The sequence below is a fragment of the Sandaracinobacteroides sp. A072 genome (assembly GCF_052616365.1).
In genome coordinates this window covers 702692-716786 of the sequence record NZ_JBQXGU010000001.1, presented here as the reverse complement: position 1 = coordinate 716786, position 14095 = coordinate 702692, and the positions used below count along the sequence as shown (strand labels likewise).

At 62.0% G+C, this 14095-nt stretch carries 26 protein-coding genes; all 26 read right to left on the bottom strand.

Features of this window, described 5'->3' with window-relative positions; all coding sequences use genetic code 11:
- Positions 1-98 precede the first annotated feature (98 nt).
- The 26 genes from ACUJ46_RS03485 to rpsJ all read right to left on the bottom strand — a co-directional run bounded on the left by ACUJ46_RS03485 (position 99) and on the right by rpsJ (position 14018).
- Positions 99-1145 carry a DNA-directed RNA polymerase subunit alpha gene (locus tag ACUJ46_RS03485; protein ID WP_445389049.1) on the bottom strand — a complete coding sequence of 349 codons (1047 nt, stop codon included), beginning with the start codon at positions 1143-1145 and terminating at the stop codon, positions 99-101.
- A gap of 129 nt (positions 1146-1274) precedes the next feature.
- The gene (rpsK, locus tag ACUJ46_RS03480; RefSeq protein WP_199553356.1) at positions 1275-1664 is read right to left on the bottom strand and encodes a 30S ribosomal protein S11; all 390 of its coding nucleotides are present in this window, start codon (positions 1662-1664) and stop codon (positions 1275-1277) included.
- Positions 1664-2032 carry a 30S ribosomal protein S13 gene (gene rpsM, locus ACUJ46_RS03475; RefSeq protein ID WP_445389048.1) on the bottom strand — a complete coding sequence of 123 codons (369 nt, stop codon included), beginning with the start codon at positions 2030-2032 and terminating at the stop codon, positions 1664-1666. Before rpsM ends, rpsK begins: the two co-directional genes overlap by 1 nt.
- Positions 2033-2304: 272 nt before the next feature.
- Entirely contained in the window at positions 2305-2994 is a 690-nt protein-coding gene (locus ACUJ46_RS03470; protein ID WP_445389047.1) for an adenylate kinase, read from the bottom strand.
- Positions 2991-4340, bottom strand: coding sequence for a preprotein translocase subunit SecY (gene secY / locus ACUJ46_RS03465; protein WP_445389046.1), 1350 nt, complete (start codon positions 4338-4340; stop codon positions 2991-2993). The genes ACUJ46_RS03470 and secY overlap by 4 nt, the downstream gene beginning before the upstream one ends.
- Before the next feature lie 143 nt (positions 4341-4483).
- Positions 4484-4960 carry a 50S ribosomal protein L15 gene (gene rplO, locus ACUJ46_RS03460; protein ID WP_445389045.1) on the bottom strand — a complete coding sequence of 159 codons (477 nt, stop codon included), beginning with the start codon at positions 4958-4960 and terminating at the stop codon, positions 4484-4486.
- Positions 4961-5004: 44 nt separating this feature from the next.
- A complete protein-coding gene (gene rpmD / locus ACUJ46_RS03455; protein WP_445389044.1) occupies positions 5005-5190 on the bottom strand; it encodes a 50S ribosomal protein L30 in 186 nt (61 codons plus the stop codon).
- 12 nt (positions 5191-5202) lie between these two features.
- Positions 5203-5919: a 30S ribosomal protein S5 gene (gene rpsE / locus ACUJ46_RS03450; RefSeq protein WP_445389043.1), complete on the bottom strand. Its 717-nt coding sequence runs from the start codon at positions 5917-5919 to the stop codon at positions 5203-5205.
- Position 5920: 1 nt separating this feature from the next.
- Positions 5921-6274 carry a 50S ribosomal protein L18 gene (rplR, locus tag ACUJ46_RS03445; RefSeq protein ID WP_445389042.1) on the bottom strand — a complete coding sequence of 118 codons (354 nt, stop codon included), beginning with the start codon at positions 6272-6274 and terminating at the stop codon, positions 5921-5923.
- A complete protein-coding gene (gene rplF, locus ACUJ46_RS03440; protein WP_445389041.1) occupies positions 6274-6807 on the bottom strand; it encodes a 50S ribosomal protein L6 in 534 nt (177 codons plus the stop codon). The genes rplR and rplF overlap by 1 nt, the downstream gene beginning before the upstream one ends.
- A 1-nt stretch (position 6808) precedes the next feature.
- The gene (gene rpsH / locus ACUJ46_RS03435; RefSeq protein ID WP_445389040.1) at positions 6809-7207 is read right to left on the bottom strand and encodes a 30S ribosomal protein S8; all 399 of its coding nucleotides are present in this window, start codon (positions 7205-7207) and stop codon (positions 6809-6811) included.
- 12 nt (positions 7208-7219) lie between these two features.
- Positions 7220-7525: a 30S ribosomal protein S14 gene (rpsN, locus tag ACUJ46_RS03430; protein ID WP_445389039.1), complete on the bottom strand. Its 306-nt coding sequence runs from the start codon at positions 7523-7525 to the stop codon at positions 7220-7222.
- Between the two features lie 20 nt (positions 7526-7545).
- Positions 7546-8133: a 50S ribosomal protein L5 gene (rplE, locus tag ACUJ46_RS03425; RefSeq protein WP_445389038.1), complete on the bottom strand. Its 588-nt coding sequence runs from the start codon at positions 8131-8133 to the stop codon at positions 7546-7548.
- On the bottom strand, positions 8126-8446 hold the full coding sequence (rplX, locus tag ACUJ46_RS03420; RefSeq protein WP_445389037.1) for a 50S ribosomal protein L24: 321 nt from the start codon (positions 8444-8446) through the stop codon (positions 8126-8128). The genes rplE and rplX overlap by 8 nt, the downstream gene beginning before the upstream one ends.
- 1 nt (position 8447) lies before the next feature.
- On the bottom strand, positions 8448-8816 hold the full coding sequence (gene rplN, locus ACUJ46_RS03415; protein WP_445389036.1) for a 50S ribosomal protein L14: 369 nt from the start codon (positions 8814-8816) through the stop codon (positions 8448-8450).
- A 1-nt stretch (position 8817) separates the two neighbouring features.
- Entirely contained in the window at positions 8818-9054 is a 237-nt protein-coding gene (gene rpsQ, locus ACUJ46_RS03410; RefSeq protein ID WP_445389035.1) for a 30S ribosomal protein S17, read from the bottom strand.
- A gap of 9 nt (positions 9055-9063) precedes the next feature.
- Positions 9064-9270: a 50S ribosomal protein L29 gene (gene rpmC, locus ACUJ46_RS03405; RefSeq protein ID WP_445389034.1), complete on the bottom strand. Its 207-nt coding sequence runs from the start codon at positions 9268-9270 to the stop codon at positions 9064-9066.
- A 4-nt stretch (positions 9271-9274) separates the two neighbouring features.
- On the bottom strand, positions 9275-9700 hold the full coding sequence (rplP, locus tag ACUJ46_RS03400; RefSeq protein WP_445389033.1) for a 50S ribosomal protein L16: 426 nt from the start codon (positions 9698-9700) through the stop codon (positions 9275-9277).
- A gap of 60 nt (positions 9701-9760) precedes the next feature.
- Entirely contained in the window at positions 9761-10456 is a 696-nt protein-coding gene (rpsC, locus tag ACUJ46_RS03395) for a 30S ribosomal protein S3 (RefSeq protein ID WP_445389032.1), read from the bottom strand.
- 1 nt (position 10457) lies between these two features.
- On the bottom strand, positions 10458-10850 hold the full coding sequence (gene rplV, locus ACUJ46_RS03390) for a 50S ribosomal protein L22 (RefSeq protein WP_445389031.1): 393 nt from the start codon (positions 10848-10850) through the stop codon (positions 10458-10460).
- Between the two features lie 5 nt (positions 10851-10855).
- Complete coding sequence (gene rpsS / locus ACUJ46_RS03385) at positions 10856-11119, bottom strand: 30S ribosomal protein S19 (RefSeq protein WP_445389030.1); 264 nt, start codon at positions 11117-11119, stop codon at positions 10856-10858.
- Positions 11120-11122: 3 nt separating this feature from the next.
- On the bottom strand, positions 11123-11959 hold the full coding sequence (gene rplB / locus ACUJ46_RS03380) for a 50S ribosomal protein L2 (RefSeq protein ID WP_445389029.1): 837 nt from the start codon (positions 11957-11959) through the stop codon (positions 11123-11125).
- Positions 11960-11964: 5 nt separating this feature from the next.
- Positions 11965-12276 (bottom strand): 50S ribosomal protein L23, encoded by a 312-nt coding sequence (locus ACUJ46_RS03375; RefSeq protein ID WP_445389028.1) that lies wholly within the window; start codon positions 12274-12276, stop codon positions 11965-11967.
- Positions 12269-12892, bottom strand: a complete 624-nt coding sequence (gene rplD, locus ACUJ46_RS03370; RefSeq protein ID WP_445389527.1) for a 50S ribosomal protein L4 — start codon at positions 12890-12892, stop codon at positions 12269-12271. Before rplD ends, ACUJ46_RS03375 begins: the two co-directional genes overlap by 8 nt.
- Positions 12892-13629 (bottom strand): 50S ribosomal protein L3, encoded by a 738-nt coding sequence (gene rplC / locus ACUJ46_RS03365; RefSeq protein ID WP_445389027.1) that lies wholly within the window; start codon positions 13627-13629, stop codon positions 12892-12894. The genes rplD and rplC overlap by 1 nt, the downstream gene beginning before the upstream one ends.
- Positions 13630-13703: 74 nt before the next feature.
- Positions 13704-14018, bottom strand: coding sequence for a 30S ribosomal protein S10 (gene rpsJ, locus ACUJ46_RS03360; RefSeq protein WP_140927701.1), 315 nt, complete (start codon positions 14016-14018; stop codon positions 13704-13706).
- Positions 14019-14095 lie beyond the last annotated feature (77 nt).

Here is a 14095-nt window from a genome sequence, read left to right as displayed (position 1 = left end):
CCGGTCCACGCTCCTTTGGCCCGGAGCGCTTCGGGCATGCGATGAAAGCCTGGGCCGCCGCCTCCACATCCGTGGCAGGCAGCGGCCCGGAAAAGGCCTTAGAATTCCTGTTCCAGCTTCTTCGCCAGTTCCTCGATGTTTTCCGGTGGCCATCCGGGGATGTCCATGCCGAGGCGCAGGCCCATCGAGGCAAGCACTTCCTTGATTTCATTCAGCGACTTGCGACCGAAGTTCGGAGTGCGGAGCATTTCCGGTTCCGACTTCTGGACGAGATCGCCAATGTAGATGATGTTGTCGTTCTTCAGGCAATTGGCCGACCGCACGGACAGTTCGAGTTCGTCCACCTTCTTCAGAAGGTTGCGGTTCATCATGATGTCGCCGGGCTCTTCCTCGGCTTCGCCGACAACCGGAGCCGGTGCGGCCGGGCGAGCTGCAGGTTCCTCGAAGTTGATGAAGAGCTGAAGCTGGTCCTGCAGGATGCGCGCGGCATAGGCCACGGCATCTTCAGGATTGACCGAGCCGTCCGTCTCGACCGTCAGGGTCAGCTTGTCATAGTCAAGGTCCTGACCGACGCGGGTCGGCTCGACCTTGTAGGCCACCTGGCGCACCGGCGAGAAGATCGCGTCAACCGGAATCAGCCCGATCGGTGCATCGGCCGGGCGGTTCTGGGCTGCGGGCACATAACCCTTGCCGGTCTGGACCGTCAGCTCCATGTTGAAGGTCGCGTCTTCGTCGAGGGTGCAGATCACCATCTCAGGATTGGAGATCTCGATGTCCCCAGTGACTGCGATCTGTCCTGCAGTGACTTCCCCGGGGCCGGTGGCAGACAGCTGCAGACGCTTGGGCTGGTCGCCCTGCATCTTCACAACCACCTGCTTTACGTTGAGCACGATGTCGGTCACATCCTCCCGGACACCGGGAAGGGACGAAAATTCATGCAGCGCGCTGTCGATCTTGATGGCGGTGACAGCAGCACCCTGAAGGCTCGAAAGCAGAACACGCCGGAGCGCATTGCCCAGCGTGAGACCGAACCCGCGCTCGAGCGGTTCGGCAACGAAGACCTTCTTCGAACGCCCGCCGGATTTCACCTCCAGCGCGTTCGGCTTTTTCAGTTCCTGCCAGTTCTTCGCATAGGCTGCTGACACGCTTGTTCACCTTCGGCTTGGCGGCGGACCCCCCGTCGGGAGCCGCCGCACTTGATTTCATTCCGTGTCGCGCGCGTTACGCGCTTGCCGGGCCGACAGCTTGCGCCACCGGCCCGCTCATGCCCGTCGTCAGACCCGGCGCCGCTTCGGCGGACGCACCCCGTTGTGCGGGATGGACGTGACATCGCGGATGGACGTGATCTGGAAACCGACTGCCTGCAGGGCGCGCAGAGCCGATTCACGGCCGGAACCCGGCCCCTTCACCTCGACTTCGAGGGTCCGCACGCCATGTTCGGCGGCCTTCTTGCCGGCGTCTTCCGCAGCAACCTGAGCTGCATAGGGAGTGGACTTGCGGCTGCCCTTGAAACCCATGGTGCCGGCAGACGACCATGCAATGGCATTGCCCTGCGCGTCGGTGATGGTGATCATGGTGTTGTTGAAGCTGGCATTCACATGCGCGACGCCAGCGGTGATGTTCTTGCGCTCGCGGCGCTTCAACCGTTCGGGTGCGCGTGCCATTACTTCTTCTTCCCTGCGATCGGCTTGGCCTTGCCCTTGCGGGTGCGGGCGTTGGTGTGGGTGCGCTGACCGCGGACCGGGAGGCCCTTGCGGTGGCGAAGACCACGGTAGCAGGCGAGGTCCATGAGGCGCTTGATGCTCATCGCCGTTTCGCGGCGAAGGTCACCTTCGACGACATAGCCGGCATCGATGGCCTCGCGGATCTGCAGCACCTCGGCGTCGGTCAGGTCCTGCACCCGACGCTCGGGCGCAAAGCCCAGCTTCTGGGTGATTTCCCGGGCGCGGGTACGGCCGATGCCGTGAATATAGGTGAGCGCGATTTCAACGCGCTTGTTGGTGGGGATGTTCACCCCTGCAATACGTGCCACAAACTACTCCTGCTCCACGGGGGGCCTTGGGCCGGGCACCCCATCTCCTTGCGTCGCCTTGTTTCCGGATGGCAGGCAAGAATCACCGGACGAGACCAGTGAAAATTGCAGACCACTCGGGAATCGGAATGCGCGCTACTATCGGCGACTACCGGCCTTGTCAAGGCAGGAGCGCCTGAAGCGCCCTGCCCCTGATGGATGCATCTACCCGGGTGCCGATGAAAAGCGCCGTCCCGGATTCCGCCGCCAGACTGGCTGGCAAACACCCCGGATCAATGCTGCCCGAGAATATCCGAAATGGCTTCGGCAACATGCTCCATGCTCGCCATGCCATCGACCCGCCGGACTATGCCACGCGCGTCGAAGATGGGAAGGATGGGCGCCGTCTTGCCGCGATATTCGGCCATGCGGGTTCGCACCGTGTCTTCATTGTCATCGGGGCGGCGCTTGAAATCCGTCGATCCGCAGGCGTCGCAGACGCCGGAGCGCGCGGGCAACTTGTGACGGTCGTGATAACCGGCGCCACATTGGGCACAGGAAAAGCGGCCCGTGATACGATCGACGAGGGCGTCCTCGTCGACAGCCAGTTCGATCACATGATCCAGCGTACGCCCGCGCTCGGCAAGGAGGCGGTCAAGGCTCACGGCCTGCTCGGCCGTGCGCGGATATCCATCGAAGATGACGCCAGTCGAAAGCGGAATCCGGTCCAGCGCCTCGCCGATGAGGCCGGACACGATTTCATCCGAAATGAGTTCGCCCCTGTCCATGACTAGCCTGGCTTCGCGACCCAGGGGCGTATCCGCCTTTACCGCCGCGCGCAGCATGTCGCCTGTCGAAAGCTGGACCATGCCTCGCTCTTCGACAAGGCGTGCCGCCTGCGTGCCCTTGCCGGCGCCCGGAGGGCCAAGGAGAATGATGTTGAGGCCGTGCGAACCCTTGCCGGCTTGTGCTTCAGTGCTCAACGACGTCCTCCCCTGAGCTTCGCCTTCTTGATCAGGCCTTCATACTGGTGTGCAAGCATATGCCCCTGGATCTGGGCAACCGTGTCCATCGTGACGTTCACGACAATGAGAAGCGACGTGCCGCCGAGATAGAAAGGAACGGCCATCTGGCTGATCAGAAACTCCGGCAGAAGGCAGACGAGCGTCAGATAGGCCGCTCCAACGACCGTGATCCGGGTAAGCACGAAATCGAGATAGGTCGCCGTCTTCTCACCGGGGCGGATGCCCGGAACGAAGCCGCCATATTTCTTCAGATTGTCAGCCGTCTCGTCGGGGTTGAACACAACGGCGGTGTAGAAGAAGCTGAAGAAGATGATGCCGGCTGCATAAAGCAGCATGTAAAGCGGCGCGCCATGCTGAAGCGAGGTGGTGACGGTGATAAGCCAGTCAGGCCCGCCCTCCTGGCCCATGAACTGCGCAATGGTCAGCGGCAACAGAAGAAGCGAGGACGCGAAGATCGGCGGGATGACGCCCGAGGTGTTGATCTTCAGCGGCAGGTGCGAGCTGTCGCCCTGGAACATCCGGCTCCCGACCTGACGCTTGGGATACTGGATGGGAATCCGGCGCTGCGCGCGCTCCATCAGGCAGATGAAAGCGACGACTGCCAGCGCGAGCGCGAGGATGGTGATGATGAAGCCGATGGAAATCGCCCCCGTGCGACCCTGCTCGAAAAGACCGCCGATCGCAGTCGGGAGCTGGGCGACGATACCGGCCATGATGATGAGCGAAATGCCATTGCCAATTCCGCGGCTGGTGATCTGCTCACCCAGCCACATCAGGAACATGGTGCCGCCCAGAAGCGTGATGATGGTGCTGATGCGGAAGAACCAGCCCGGATCGATCACAGCAGAGGTGGCATCCCCGGCGCCCCAGCTTTCGAGGCCGACGGCAATGCCATAGCCCTGGAAGATGGTGAGGACGACGGTGCCGAAGCGGGTGTACTGGTTCAGCTTCTTGCGCCCACTCTCGCCTTCCTTCTTCAGCGCTTTCCATGGCTCGTAGATGGAGCCCATGAGCTGCACCACGATAGAGGCCGTGATGTAGGGCATGATGCCGAGCGCGATGATCGACATGCGCTCGAGTGCGCCACCCGAGAACATGTTGAAGAAGTCGAGCATGCCGCCGGCCGTCCGGTTGAACAGCTGGTCGAGCGCAATCGGGTCGATGCCCGGAATCGGCACGAACGAACAGAGCCGGAAGACAATGAGAGCGCCAATGGTGAACCACAGGCGCTTCTTGAGTTCGGTCGCCTTGGAAAAATTGGCGAAGCTCAGATTCTGGGCAAGCGTATCGGAGGCCGTTGCCATCTCGTCATCCTAAACATGGGTCGCGGCGGAAATGCCCTGGGGGGCTGCAACCCTTGAAGGGGCCGATTTAGGCTGGGGCCCCGGAAATGGGAAGCCCGCAAGATGCAGCCAGGGCCACATCATGCGGGCTCCGGAAGCCAGGATCAGTCCTTGGCCGCAGTCTTTGCGGGAACGGTGACCGAGCCACCAGCAGCTTCCACGGCCGCGCGGGCAGCCTTGGTCACGCCGGCAACGGTCAGGTTCAGCTTGACGCTGAGTTCGCCCTTGCCAAGCAGGCGGACACCGTCGCGCGGCTGGGTGACAAGGCCGGCAGCCTGAAGCGCTGCAACGTCGAGACTGGCGCCAGCGTCGATCTTGCCGGCATCGACAGCGCGCTGCAGCGCGCCGATGTTGACTTCGCTGTACTCGGCACGGTTCGGCTTGTTGAAGCCGCGCTTGGGAAGGCGCATGTGAAGGGGCATCTGGCCGCCCTCAAAGCCCTTGATGGCGACACCCGAACGGCTCTTCTGGCCCTTCTGGCCACGACCGGCAGTCTTGCCGAGCCCGGAGCCGATGCCACGACCGACGCGGACACTGTCCTTGCGTGCGCCGGCATTGTCCCTGATTTCATTAAGCTTCATAGCACTCGCTTTCGCTGTTTTCGCGCTGGAGGAAGTGGAAGACCTCAGTCTTCCACCTTCACCATATGCCGCACCTTTGCAATCATTCCACGAACTTCCGGGGTATCCTGAAGCTCGCGGGTGCGATGCATCTTGTTGAGGCCGAGCCCGATTAGGGTGGCCCGCTGGTCCTGGGTGCGGCGGATCGGAGAGCCGGTCTGCGTCACCTTGATGGTCTTAACCTCAGCCATTGGTCACTCTCCTCAGGCGACTTGCGCGTCGGCGTCGGCCTGGGCCTGCGCGTGGCTGATGTCGCCACGGCGGGCCAGCAGGTCGGCAACTTTCTTGCCACGCCGCTGGGCAACCGAGCGCGGACTCGTCTGGCCTTCGAGCGCTGCGAAGGTCGCACGCACCATGTTGTAGGGGTTGTTGGAACCGGTGGACTTGGACACGACGTCCGCGATGCCCAGCGATTCGAAAACGGCGCGCATGGGACCACCGGCGATGATGCCGGTACCGGCCGTCGCCGAGCGCACATGCACCTTGCCAGCGCCGAAATGGCCATAGCCATCATGGTGCAGGGTGCGGCCCTCACGCAGCGCAACGCGGATCATGGCCTTCTTCGCAGCAGCCGTCGCCTTGGAAATGGCTTCCGGCACTTCGCGGGCCTTCCCGTGGCCAAAGCCGACGCGGCCCTTGCCGTCACCGACGACCACCAGAGCCGCAAAGCCGAAGCGCTTTCCGCCCTTCACCGTCTTGGAGACGCGGTTGATGTGGACGAGCTTTTCGATCAGCTCCTGGCCATCATCGCCCTCGGTTGCACGCGGGTCACGGCGGCGACGGTCGCCATCGCGACCACCACGTTCACCACCACGACCACGACCAGGGCCACGGCCACGGCGTTCGCCATCGCGGCCACGGCGTTCTTCGGTGGTTCCTTCGGCGGCAGGCGCCTGGATTTGGTTCGTTTCGTCGGTCATCTCAGAACTCCAGTCCGCCCTCGCGGGCAGCATCCGCCAGCGCCTTAACCCGGCCGTGGAAGATGAAGCCACCACGATCGAACACAACCTTGCCGACACCGGCAGCCTTGGCGCGCTCGGCCAGAAGCTTGCCGATGGCGGCAGCGGCCGCGACAGTGGCGCCCGAACCCTCGAAATCCTTTTCAAGGGTGGAGGCCGATGCCAGCGTGCGTCCGGCATTGTCGTCGATGACCTGCGCATAGATATGCTGCTGGGAACGATGCACCGAAAGGCGCGGACGCCCGGCGGACTTGGAAAGAAGCGCAGTCCGCACGCGGCGGCGACGGGCCTCGAAGGGGGAGAGATGCTTCACCATTACTTCTTCTTCCCTTCCTTGCGGAAGATGAATTCGCCGCGATACTTGATACCCTTGCCCTTGTAGGGTTCGGGCTTGCGCCAGCGACGGATCTCGGCAGCGACCTGGCCAACCTTCTGTCGATCGGATCCGGAAATCTCGACAGTCGTCTGGTCGGGCGTCTTGATCGTGATGCCGGCCGGGATGGGATACTCGACGTCATGGCTGAAACCGAGCTGCAGCTTCAGGGTCGAACCCTGGACTGAAGCACGATAGCCGACGCCGGTGATTTCCAGCACCTTCGTGAATCCATCGGAAACGCCGACGACCAGGTTCGAGACCATGGTGCGCTGCATGCCCCAGAAGGCACGTGCGCGCTTGGTTTCGTTGGCAGGATTCACACGGATTTCCTGGCCTTCGATCTCATAGCTGATATCGTTGACGAGCGGCATCGAGAGCGAACCCTTCGGGCCCTTCACCTCGATGATGCCTTCGTTGATGGCTGCGGACACGCCGGCAGGCATCATGACGGGCTTCTTTCCAATCCGCGACATATCAGAACACCTGGCAGAGAACTTCGCCGCCGACGTTCTCGACGCGGGCTTCCGCGTCGGAGAGAACGCCCTTGGGCGTGGAAACGATGGTGATTCCGAGGCCGTTCTTTACGCGGGGCAGGGACTGCGCACCGGCATAGACACGGCGGCCGGGCTTGGACACACGCGAAACGTGCTGAATGGCCGGCTGACCTTCGAAATATTTCAGTTCGATGCGGATGGTCGGCGTGGGGCCGCCCGTCTCTTCCTTGCTGTAGCCACGAATATAGCCTTCGCGCTGCAGAACATCGAGAACGTTGGCCCGCAGGCGGGACGCAGGCGTAAGCACGCTGTCCTTCCTGGCGGACTGGCCGTTGCGGATACGGGTAAGCATGTCACCCAGGGGATCGGTCATGTTCATGTGCGGCGGCCCTTACCAGCTCGACTTGGTGACGCCGGGGATAAGGCCTTTGTTGGCCAGTTCCCGAAGCATCACGCGCGACAGCTTGAACTTGCGATAATAGCCACGCGAGCGGCCAGTCAGTTCGCAGCGGTTCCGAACGCGCGTCGGATTTGCATTGCGCGGAAGTTCCGCCATCTTTAGGCGAGCCATAAGGCGCTCGCCCTCGTCGCGGCTCTCGTCATTCGCGATAGCCTTCAGCTTCTCGAATTTCGCCGCATACTGCTTCACCAGCGCCTTGCGCCGTTCGTTCTTGTTCACAGAACTCAGTTTCGCCATGACTTAAGTTCCTTGTCCGCTCAGGCCGCAGCCTGCTGGCGCGCTTCCGCGTCGCCAATGAAGGGCATGCCGAAGTGGCGCAGAAGCGCGCGCGCCTCGTCGTCCGTCTTCGCCGTGGTGGTGATGATGATGTCCATGCCGCGGATCTTGTCGATCTTGTCGTAGCTGATCTCGGGGAAGACAATCTGCTCTTTCAGACCCATGGCATAGTTTCCACGGCCGTCGAAGCTCTTCGGGTTAACGCCCCGGAAGTCCTTCACGCGCGGCAGGGCGATCGTGATGAGACGGTCGAGGAATTCATACATGCGGTCACGGCGCAGGGTCACCTTGCAGCCAATGGGCATGCCTTCGCGAAGCTTGAACTGCGCGATGGATTTCTTGGCCTTGGTGACCACAGGCTTCTGGCCGGCGATAGCCATCATCTCGGCAAGCGCGACTTCCACCTTCTTCTTGTCCTGGGTGGCTTCACCGACACCCATGTTGATCACGACCTTCTCGATCCTGGGGACCTGCATCGGGTTTGCATACCCGAATTCGGAGGTCATCGCAGCCTTGACGCTCTCTTCATAGAGTGTCTGCATGCGGGGCTTCACGCGTTCGTTAGCCATTGAGCACCTCGCCCGAGCCCTTCAGGACCCGCACCTTCTTGCCGTCGCGCACCTCAAAACCGACACGGGCGGCCTTGCCCGTCTGCGGATCCTTGATGGCCACGTTTGAAACATGAATCGGCGCCTCGCGCCGCTTGATACCGCCTTCCGGGTCCGACTGGCTCGGCTTGGTGTGACGGGCAATCATGTTGATGCCCGAGACGATCACCTTCCCATCCTTCGGCATGGAACGCAGCACTTCGCCTTCGCGGCCCTTGTCCTTGCCGGCAAGAACCACAACGCGGTCACCCTTGCGGATTTTCGCCATCGACATGTCAGAGAACCTCCGGCGCCAGGCTGATGATCTTCATATGGCCGGTCGAGCGCAGTTCGCGGACAACAGGGCCAAAAATACGGGTGCCGATTGGCTCCTCGTTCTTGTTGATGAGAACAGCAGCATTACCATCGAAACGGATCACCGAACCGTCAGCGCGGCGTATGTCCTTGGCGGTGCGAACGACGACAGCGCGGTGCACGTCGCCCTTCTTGACGCGGCCACGCGGGGATGCCTCCTTGACGGAAACAACAATCACGTCACCCACACCGGCAAAGCGACGCTTGGAGCCGCCGAGCACCTTGATGCACATCACGCGCTTGGCGCCCGAATTGTCGGCGACATCCAGATTTGTCTGCATCTGGATCATGTCAGCTCACCTTTTCCAGCACACGCCAGGTCTTCAGCTTGGAGACAGGCGCACATTCCTCGATCCGCACGACATCGCCTTCCTTCACGGAATTGGCTTCATCATGGGCATGATATTTCTTCGAGCGGCGGATGATCTTGCCGTAGAGGGGGTGCGGAACCTTCCGCTCCACGAGCACGACCACCGTCTTGTCGGTCTTGTCGGAGACCACGGTCCCCTGAAGCACGCGCTTGGGCATGGGGCCTCCTTAAGCCTGCGTGGCCTGGGCCTTGGCCCGGGCATTCTGTTCGGTCTGGATGCGGGCGATGGCACGACGCACCTCGCGCACGCGGGTTGCCTTCTCGAGCTGCTGCGTAGCGGCCTGGAAGCGAAGGTTGAGCTGCTCGCGCTTCAGCGCCTGCAGGTCATTCGCAAGGTCTGCGTCGGAGCGGGCCTTGTAATCAGTCTTGGCCATTGGCTCAGCCTTCCTTCTGCTCACCCAGTCGGGTGACCATCTTCACTTTGATGGGGAGCTTGGCTGCAGCACGCTCGAAGGCACCGGCAGCAATTTCATGGCTCACACCGTCAATCTCGAACATGATCCGGCCCGGCTTCACGCGGGCGGCCCAGAATTCGGGCGACCCCTTGCCGGAGCCCATGCGGACTTCGGCGGGCTTGCTCGAAACAGGAACGTCCGGGAAGATCCGGATCCAGAGGCGTCCCTGACGCTTCATGTAGCGGGTGATCGCGCGACGGGCGCTTTCGATCTGGCGGGCAGTGATCCGTTCGGGCGCAAGGGCCTTCAGGCCATAGGCGCCAAAATTCAACTGGGTGCCGCCCTTGGCATCCCCATGGATACGGCCCTTGAAGGCCTTGCGGAACTTGGTCCGTTTCGGTTGCAGCATCTTGTCTCGCCTTCAGACAGGGATTGGCCCCCCGATAAGGCGACGCGTGTATCGCGTCGCTTATCGGGCGGGGCGCACTCCCGACGTTTGGGATTCCATCATGAGCCGGTCCTGGGCCATCGGGTCGTGGCCGAGGATCTCACCCTTGAAGATCCAGACCTTGACACCGCTGACACCATAGGCGGTGTGCGCCTGGGCCTCTGCATAGTCGACATTGGCACGCAGGGTGTGCAGCGGCACACGACCTTCGCGGTACCACTCGATACGCGCAATCTCCGCCCCGCCCAGACGGCCGGAACAGGTGATCTTGATCCCCTCTGCGCCGAGCCGAAGCGCCGATTGAACGGCACGCTTCATGGCACGACGGAAGGCAACGCGACGCTCAAGCTGGTCAGCCACACTCTGTGCAACAAGCTTGGCATCGATTTCAGGCTTGCGGATCTCGACGATGTTGAGCGAAACTTCGCTCTTGGTCATCTTCTGGATCTGCTTCTTCAGCTTGTCGATATCGGCGCCCTTCTTGCCGATGATCACGCCGGGGCGTGCGGCATAGACACTGACGCGGGCAAGCTTAGCCGGCCGCTCGATGACAACCTTGGAAATCGCAGCCTGTGGGTGGGCCTTCTGGATGAACTGCCGGATCTTCAGATCCTCAAGCAGGAGGCGGCCATATTCATCGCCAGTCGCATACCAGCGCGAATCCCAGGTACGGTTGATCTGCAGCCTGAGGCCGATGGGTGAAGTCTTCTGACCCATGTTACTCGCCTGCCTCCTGGTTGATGTCACGCTCCTGCACAATGATGCGCAGGCGGCTGAACGGCTTGATGATGCGGCTGGAGCGACCACGGGCACGGGTCGCGAAGCGTTTCATGGTGATCGCCTTGCCGACGCTGGCTTCCTTAACCCACAGACGGTCCACGTCAAGGTTATGGTTGTTTTCAGCATTGGCAATTGCGGACTGAAGGCACTTCTTCACGTCCACGGCCATAGCCTTGCGGGAGAAGGCGAGCGCGGTGATGGCTTCCTCGGCCTTCTTGCCGCGGATCAGACCGGCGACGAGGTTCAGCTTGTAAGGCGAACCGCGAACGGTGGTCGCGACAGCGAGCGCTTCACGCTCGCCAACCTTGCGACCTGCTTGGGGTTTCGACATCGAGCTTACCTCTTCGACTTCTTGTCGGCAGCGTGGCCGGGGAAAGTGCGCGTGGGCGCGAACTCGCCGAGCTTCATGCCAACCATCTCTTCGGAAACGGAGACGGGGACGAACTTTCTGCCGTTGTACACGTTGAACGTATGACCAACGAACTGGGGGAGGATGGTGGAGCGGCGCGACCAGGTCTTGATCGGACCCTTGGCTCCGGATTCCACCTTCTTCAGCAGGTGCAGGTCGACGAACGGACCCTTCCAGACGGAACGTGCCATCGCTTACCTCTTCTTCTTCGCGTGGCGGGAACGGATGATCATGTTGTCCGTCGCCTTGTTCGAGCGGGTCTTCGCCCCCTTGGTCGGCTTGCCCCACGGCGTGACCGGATGACGGCCACCCGAGGTCCGGCCTTCACCACCGCCATGCGGGTGGTCAACCGGGTTCTTCGCAACACCACGGGTCAGCGGGCGAACGCCGAGCCAGCGCTTGCGACCAGCCTTGGCAAGCGTCTGGTTGCTGTTGTCCGGGTTCGAGACGGCACCAACGGTCGCCATGCACTCGGCGCGAACATACCGCTGCTCACCGGAGTTGAGGCGGATGATGACCATGCCACGGTCGCGGCCGACAACCTGAATGAAGGTCCCGGCAGCGCGGGCCAGCTGACCGCCCTTGCCGGGCTTCAGCTCGACATTGTGCACGATGGTGCCAACCGGCATCTGGCCGATTTCCATGGCATTACCGGGCTTTACGTCGGTCTTCTTGCCAGCGACGACGCTGTCGCCGGGGGCAAGACGCTGCGGAGCCAGGATGTAGGCCTGATTACCGTCAGGATAGGTGATCAGCGCGATGAAGGCGGAACGGTTCGGGTCATACTCGAGGCGCTCGACCGTGGCGGGAACGTCCCAGGTGCGCCGTTTGAAGTCGACGATCCGGTACTTCTGCTTGTGGCCGCCACCGATGCCGCGAGCAGTCGCATGGCCCATGTTGTTGCGGCCACCGGACTTGCTCTTGCCTTCGGTCAGCGCCTTGACAGGCTTGCCCTTCCAGAGCGCCGAGCGGTCGACGAGCACAAGCCCACGCCGGGCCGGGCTCGTCGGGTTGTAGGTTTTCAGTGCCATGGCGCTCAGATCCCCGTCGTCACATCGATCGACTGGCCTTCGGCCAGAGTCACGATTGCCTTCTTGGCGTCAGAACGGCGATAGGGCTTGCCACGCCAGCGCTTGGTCTTGCCCTTCTGGACGAGGGTGTTCACAGCCGTCACCTTGACGTTGAACAGCGCCTCGACCGCCGCCTTGATTTCCGGCTTCGAAGCGGTCTTGGCCACTTCGAAAACCAGCTGGTTATATTCACCGACCATGGTCGACTTCTCGGTGATGATGGGCTTCACCACCACGTCAAAGTGCTTCAGGTCGATCGCTTCGGGGGCCTTAGCCATTGAAACGCGCCTCCAGGCTTTCGACCGCGGCGCGCGTCAGCACCAGATGGTCATGGTTCAGGATGTCATAGACATTCGCACCGACAGCCGGCAGCACATCCACCTTGTGGAGATTGCGGCTGGCAAGCGCGAAGTTTACGTCGACGGCGGAACCATCGATGAAAAGGCCGCTGGAGACGCCAAGCTTGGCAAGGCTGTCCTTGAGCGATTTCGTCTTGGCAGCATCGAGCGCCAGATTGTCGAGGACGAGCAACTTGCCGTCACGGGCCTTGGCGCTCAGCGCGATCTTCAGGCCCAGCGCACGAACCTTCTTGTTCAGGCTGGGGTTGAAGTCACGAACGCGCGGACCGTGAGCCTTGCCGCCACCGATGAACTGCGGCGCAGCACGGTTGCCGTGACGGGCGGTGCCACCACCCTTCTGGCGACCAAACTTCTTGCCCGTACGCGAAACGTCCGAACGCTCCTTGGCGGCGCGGGCGGTGCCGCGGCGCTTCTCGAGTTGCCAGGTAACAACGCGGTGCAGGATATCGGCGCGCGGATCGAGATCAAAGATCTCGGGGTTGAGCGTCAGTTCGCCAGCGTCCGAGGCTGAGAGTGTCTTGACCTGAACCTTCATCACGCTTGCTCCTCAGCCGGGGTTTCGACGGCCGGAGCCTCGGCGGCAGGCGTTTCGGCGACAGCAGACCTGATTGCGGCGGGATAGGGCACATCAGCCGGGCGGGCGACCTTTACGGAGTCGCGCACGAGCAGCCAGCCACCCTTGGAACCGGGGACGGAACCACGAACGAAAAGCAGGTCGCGCTCAGGATCGGTCATCACGATCTCGAGATTCTGCTGGGTGCGGTTACGATCACCCATGTGACCGGCCATCTTCTTGTTCTTGAAGACCTTGCCCGGATCCTGGCGCTGACCGGTCGAACCATGCGAACGGTGCGAAACCGAAACACCGTGGGTGGCACGAAGACCTCCGAAGCCCCAGCGCTTCATGGCGCCAGCAAAGCCCTTGCCCTGCGTCGCACCCGTCACGTCGACAAGCTGGCCAACGAGGAAGTGATCGGCGCCGATACGGGCGCCGACATCAACGAGCGCATCCTCGGCAACGGAAAATTCAGCAAGTATGGCCTTGGGCTCGACTTCAGCCTTGGCGAAGTGGCCACGCTCGGGCTTGGTAAGGTTCTTGGCCTTGGCGCTGCCGGAGCCGAGCTGAACTGCGACATAACCGTCGCGATCAGCCGTCTTCTGGGCAACAACCTGGCAATTCTCGAGGGCCAGGACCGTGACGGGCACATGGACCCCATCCTCACGGAAAAGACGGGTCATGCCCATCTTCCTGGCGATTACGCCGGTTCGCATTTCCATTCCTTCAACAGAGGCCCCGTCGAACAACAATTGCCGTTCTCAGGGGCTTGCCACGACATTCGCGGAAATCAGCCCTGGAGCTTGATTTCCACATCCACACCCGCCGCAAGGTCGAGCTTCATCAGAGCATCGACGGTTTGCGGCGTCGGCTTCACGATATCGAGAAGCCTCTTGTACGTCCTGACTTCGAACTGCTCCCGCGACTTCTTGTCGACGTGCGGCGAGCGGTTCACAGTGAATTTTTCGATCCGGGTCGGAAGCGGAATCGGACCGCGCACATCAGCGCCCGTGCGCTTGGCGGTATCGGCAATTTCACCGGTCGCCGCGTCGAGCACACGGTGATCGAATGCCTTCAGCCTGATGCGGATATTCTGCGTTTCCATCTGGTCCAACTTCTTCCCTGGCGGCGCTGAGAGCCCCGCTTGTTCCGGTCTCGACAGTTCAAAAAACATCCCGCCCG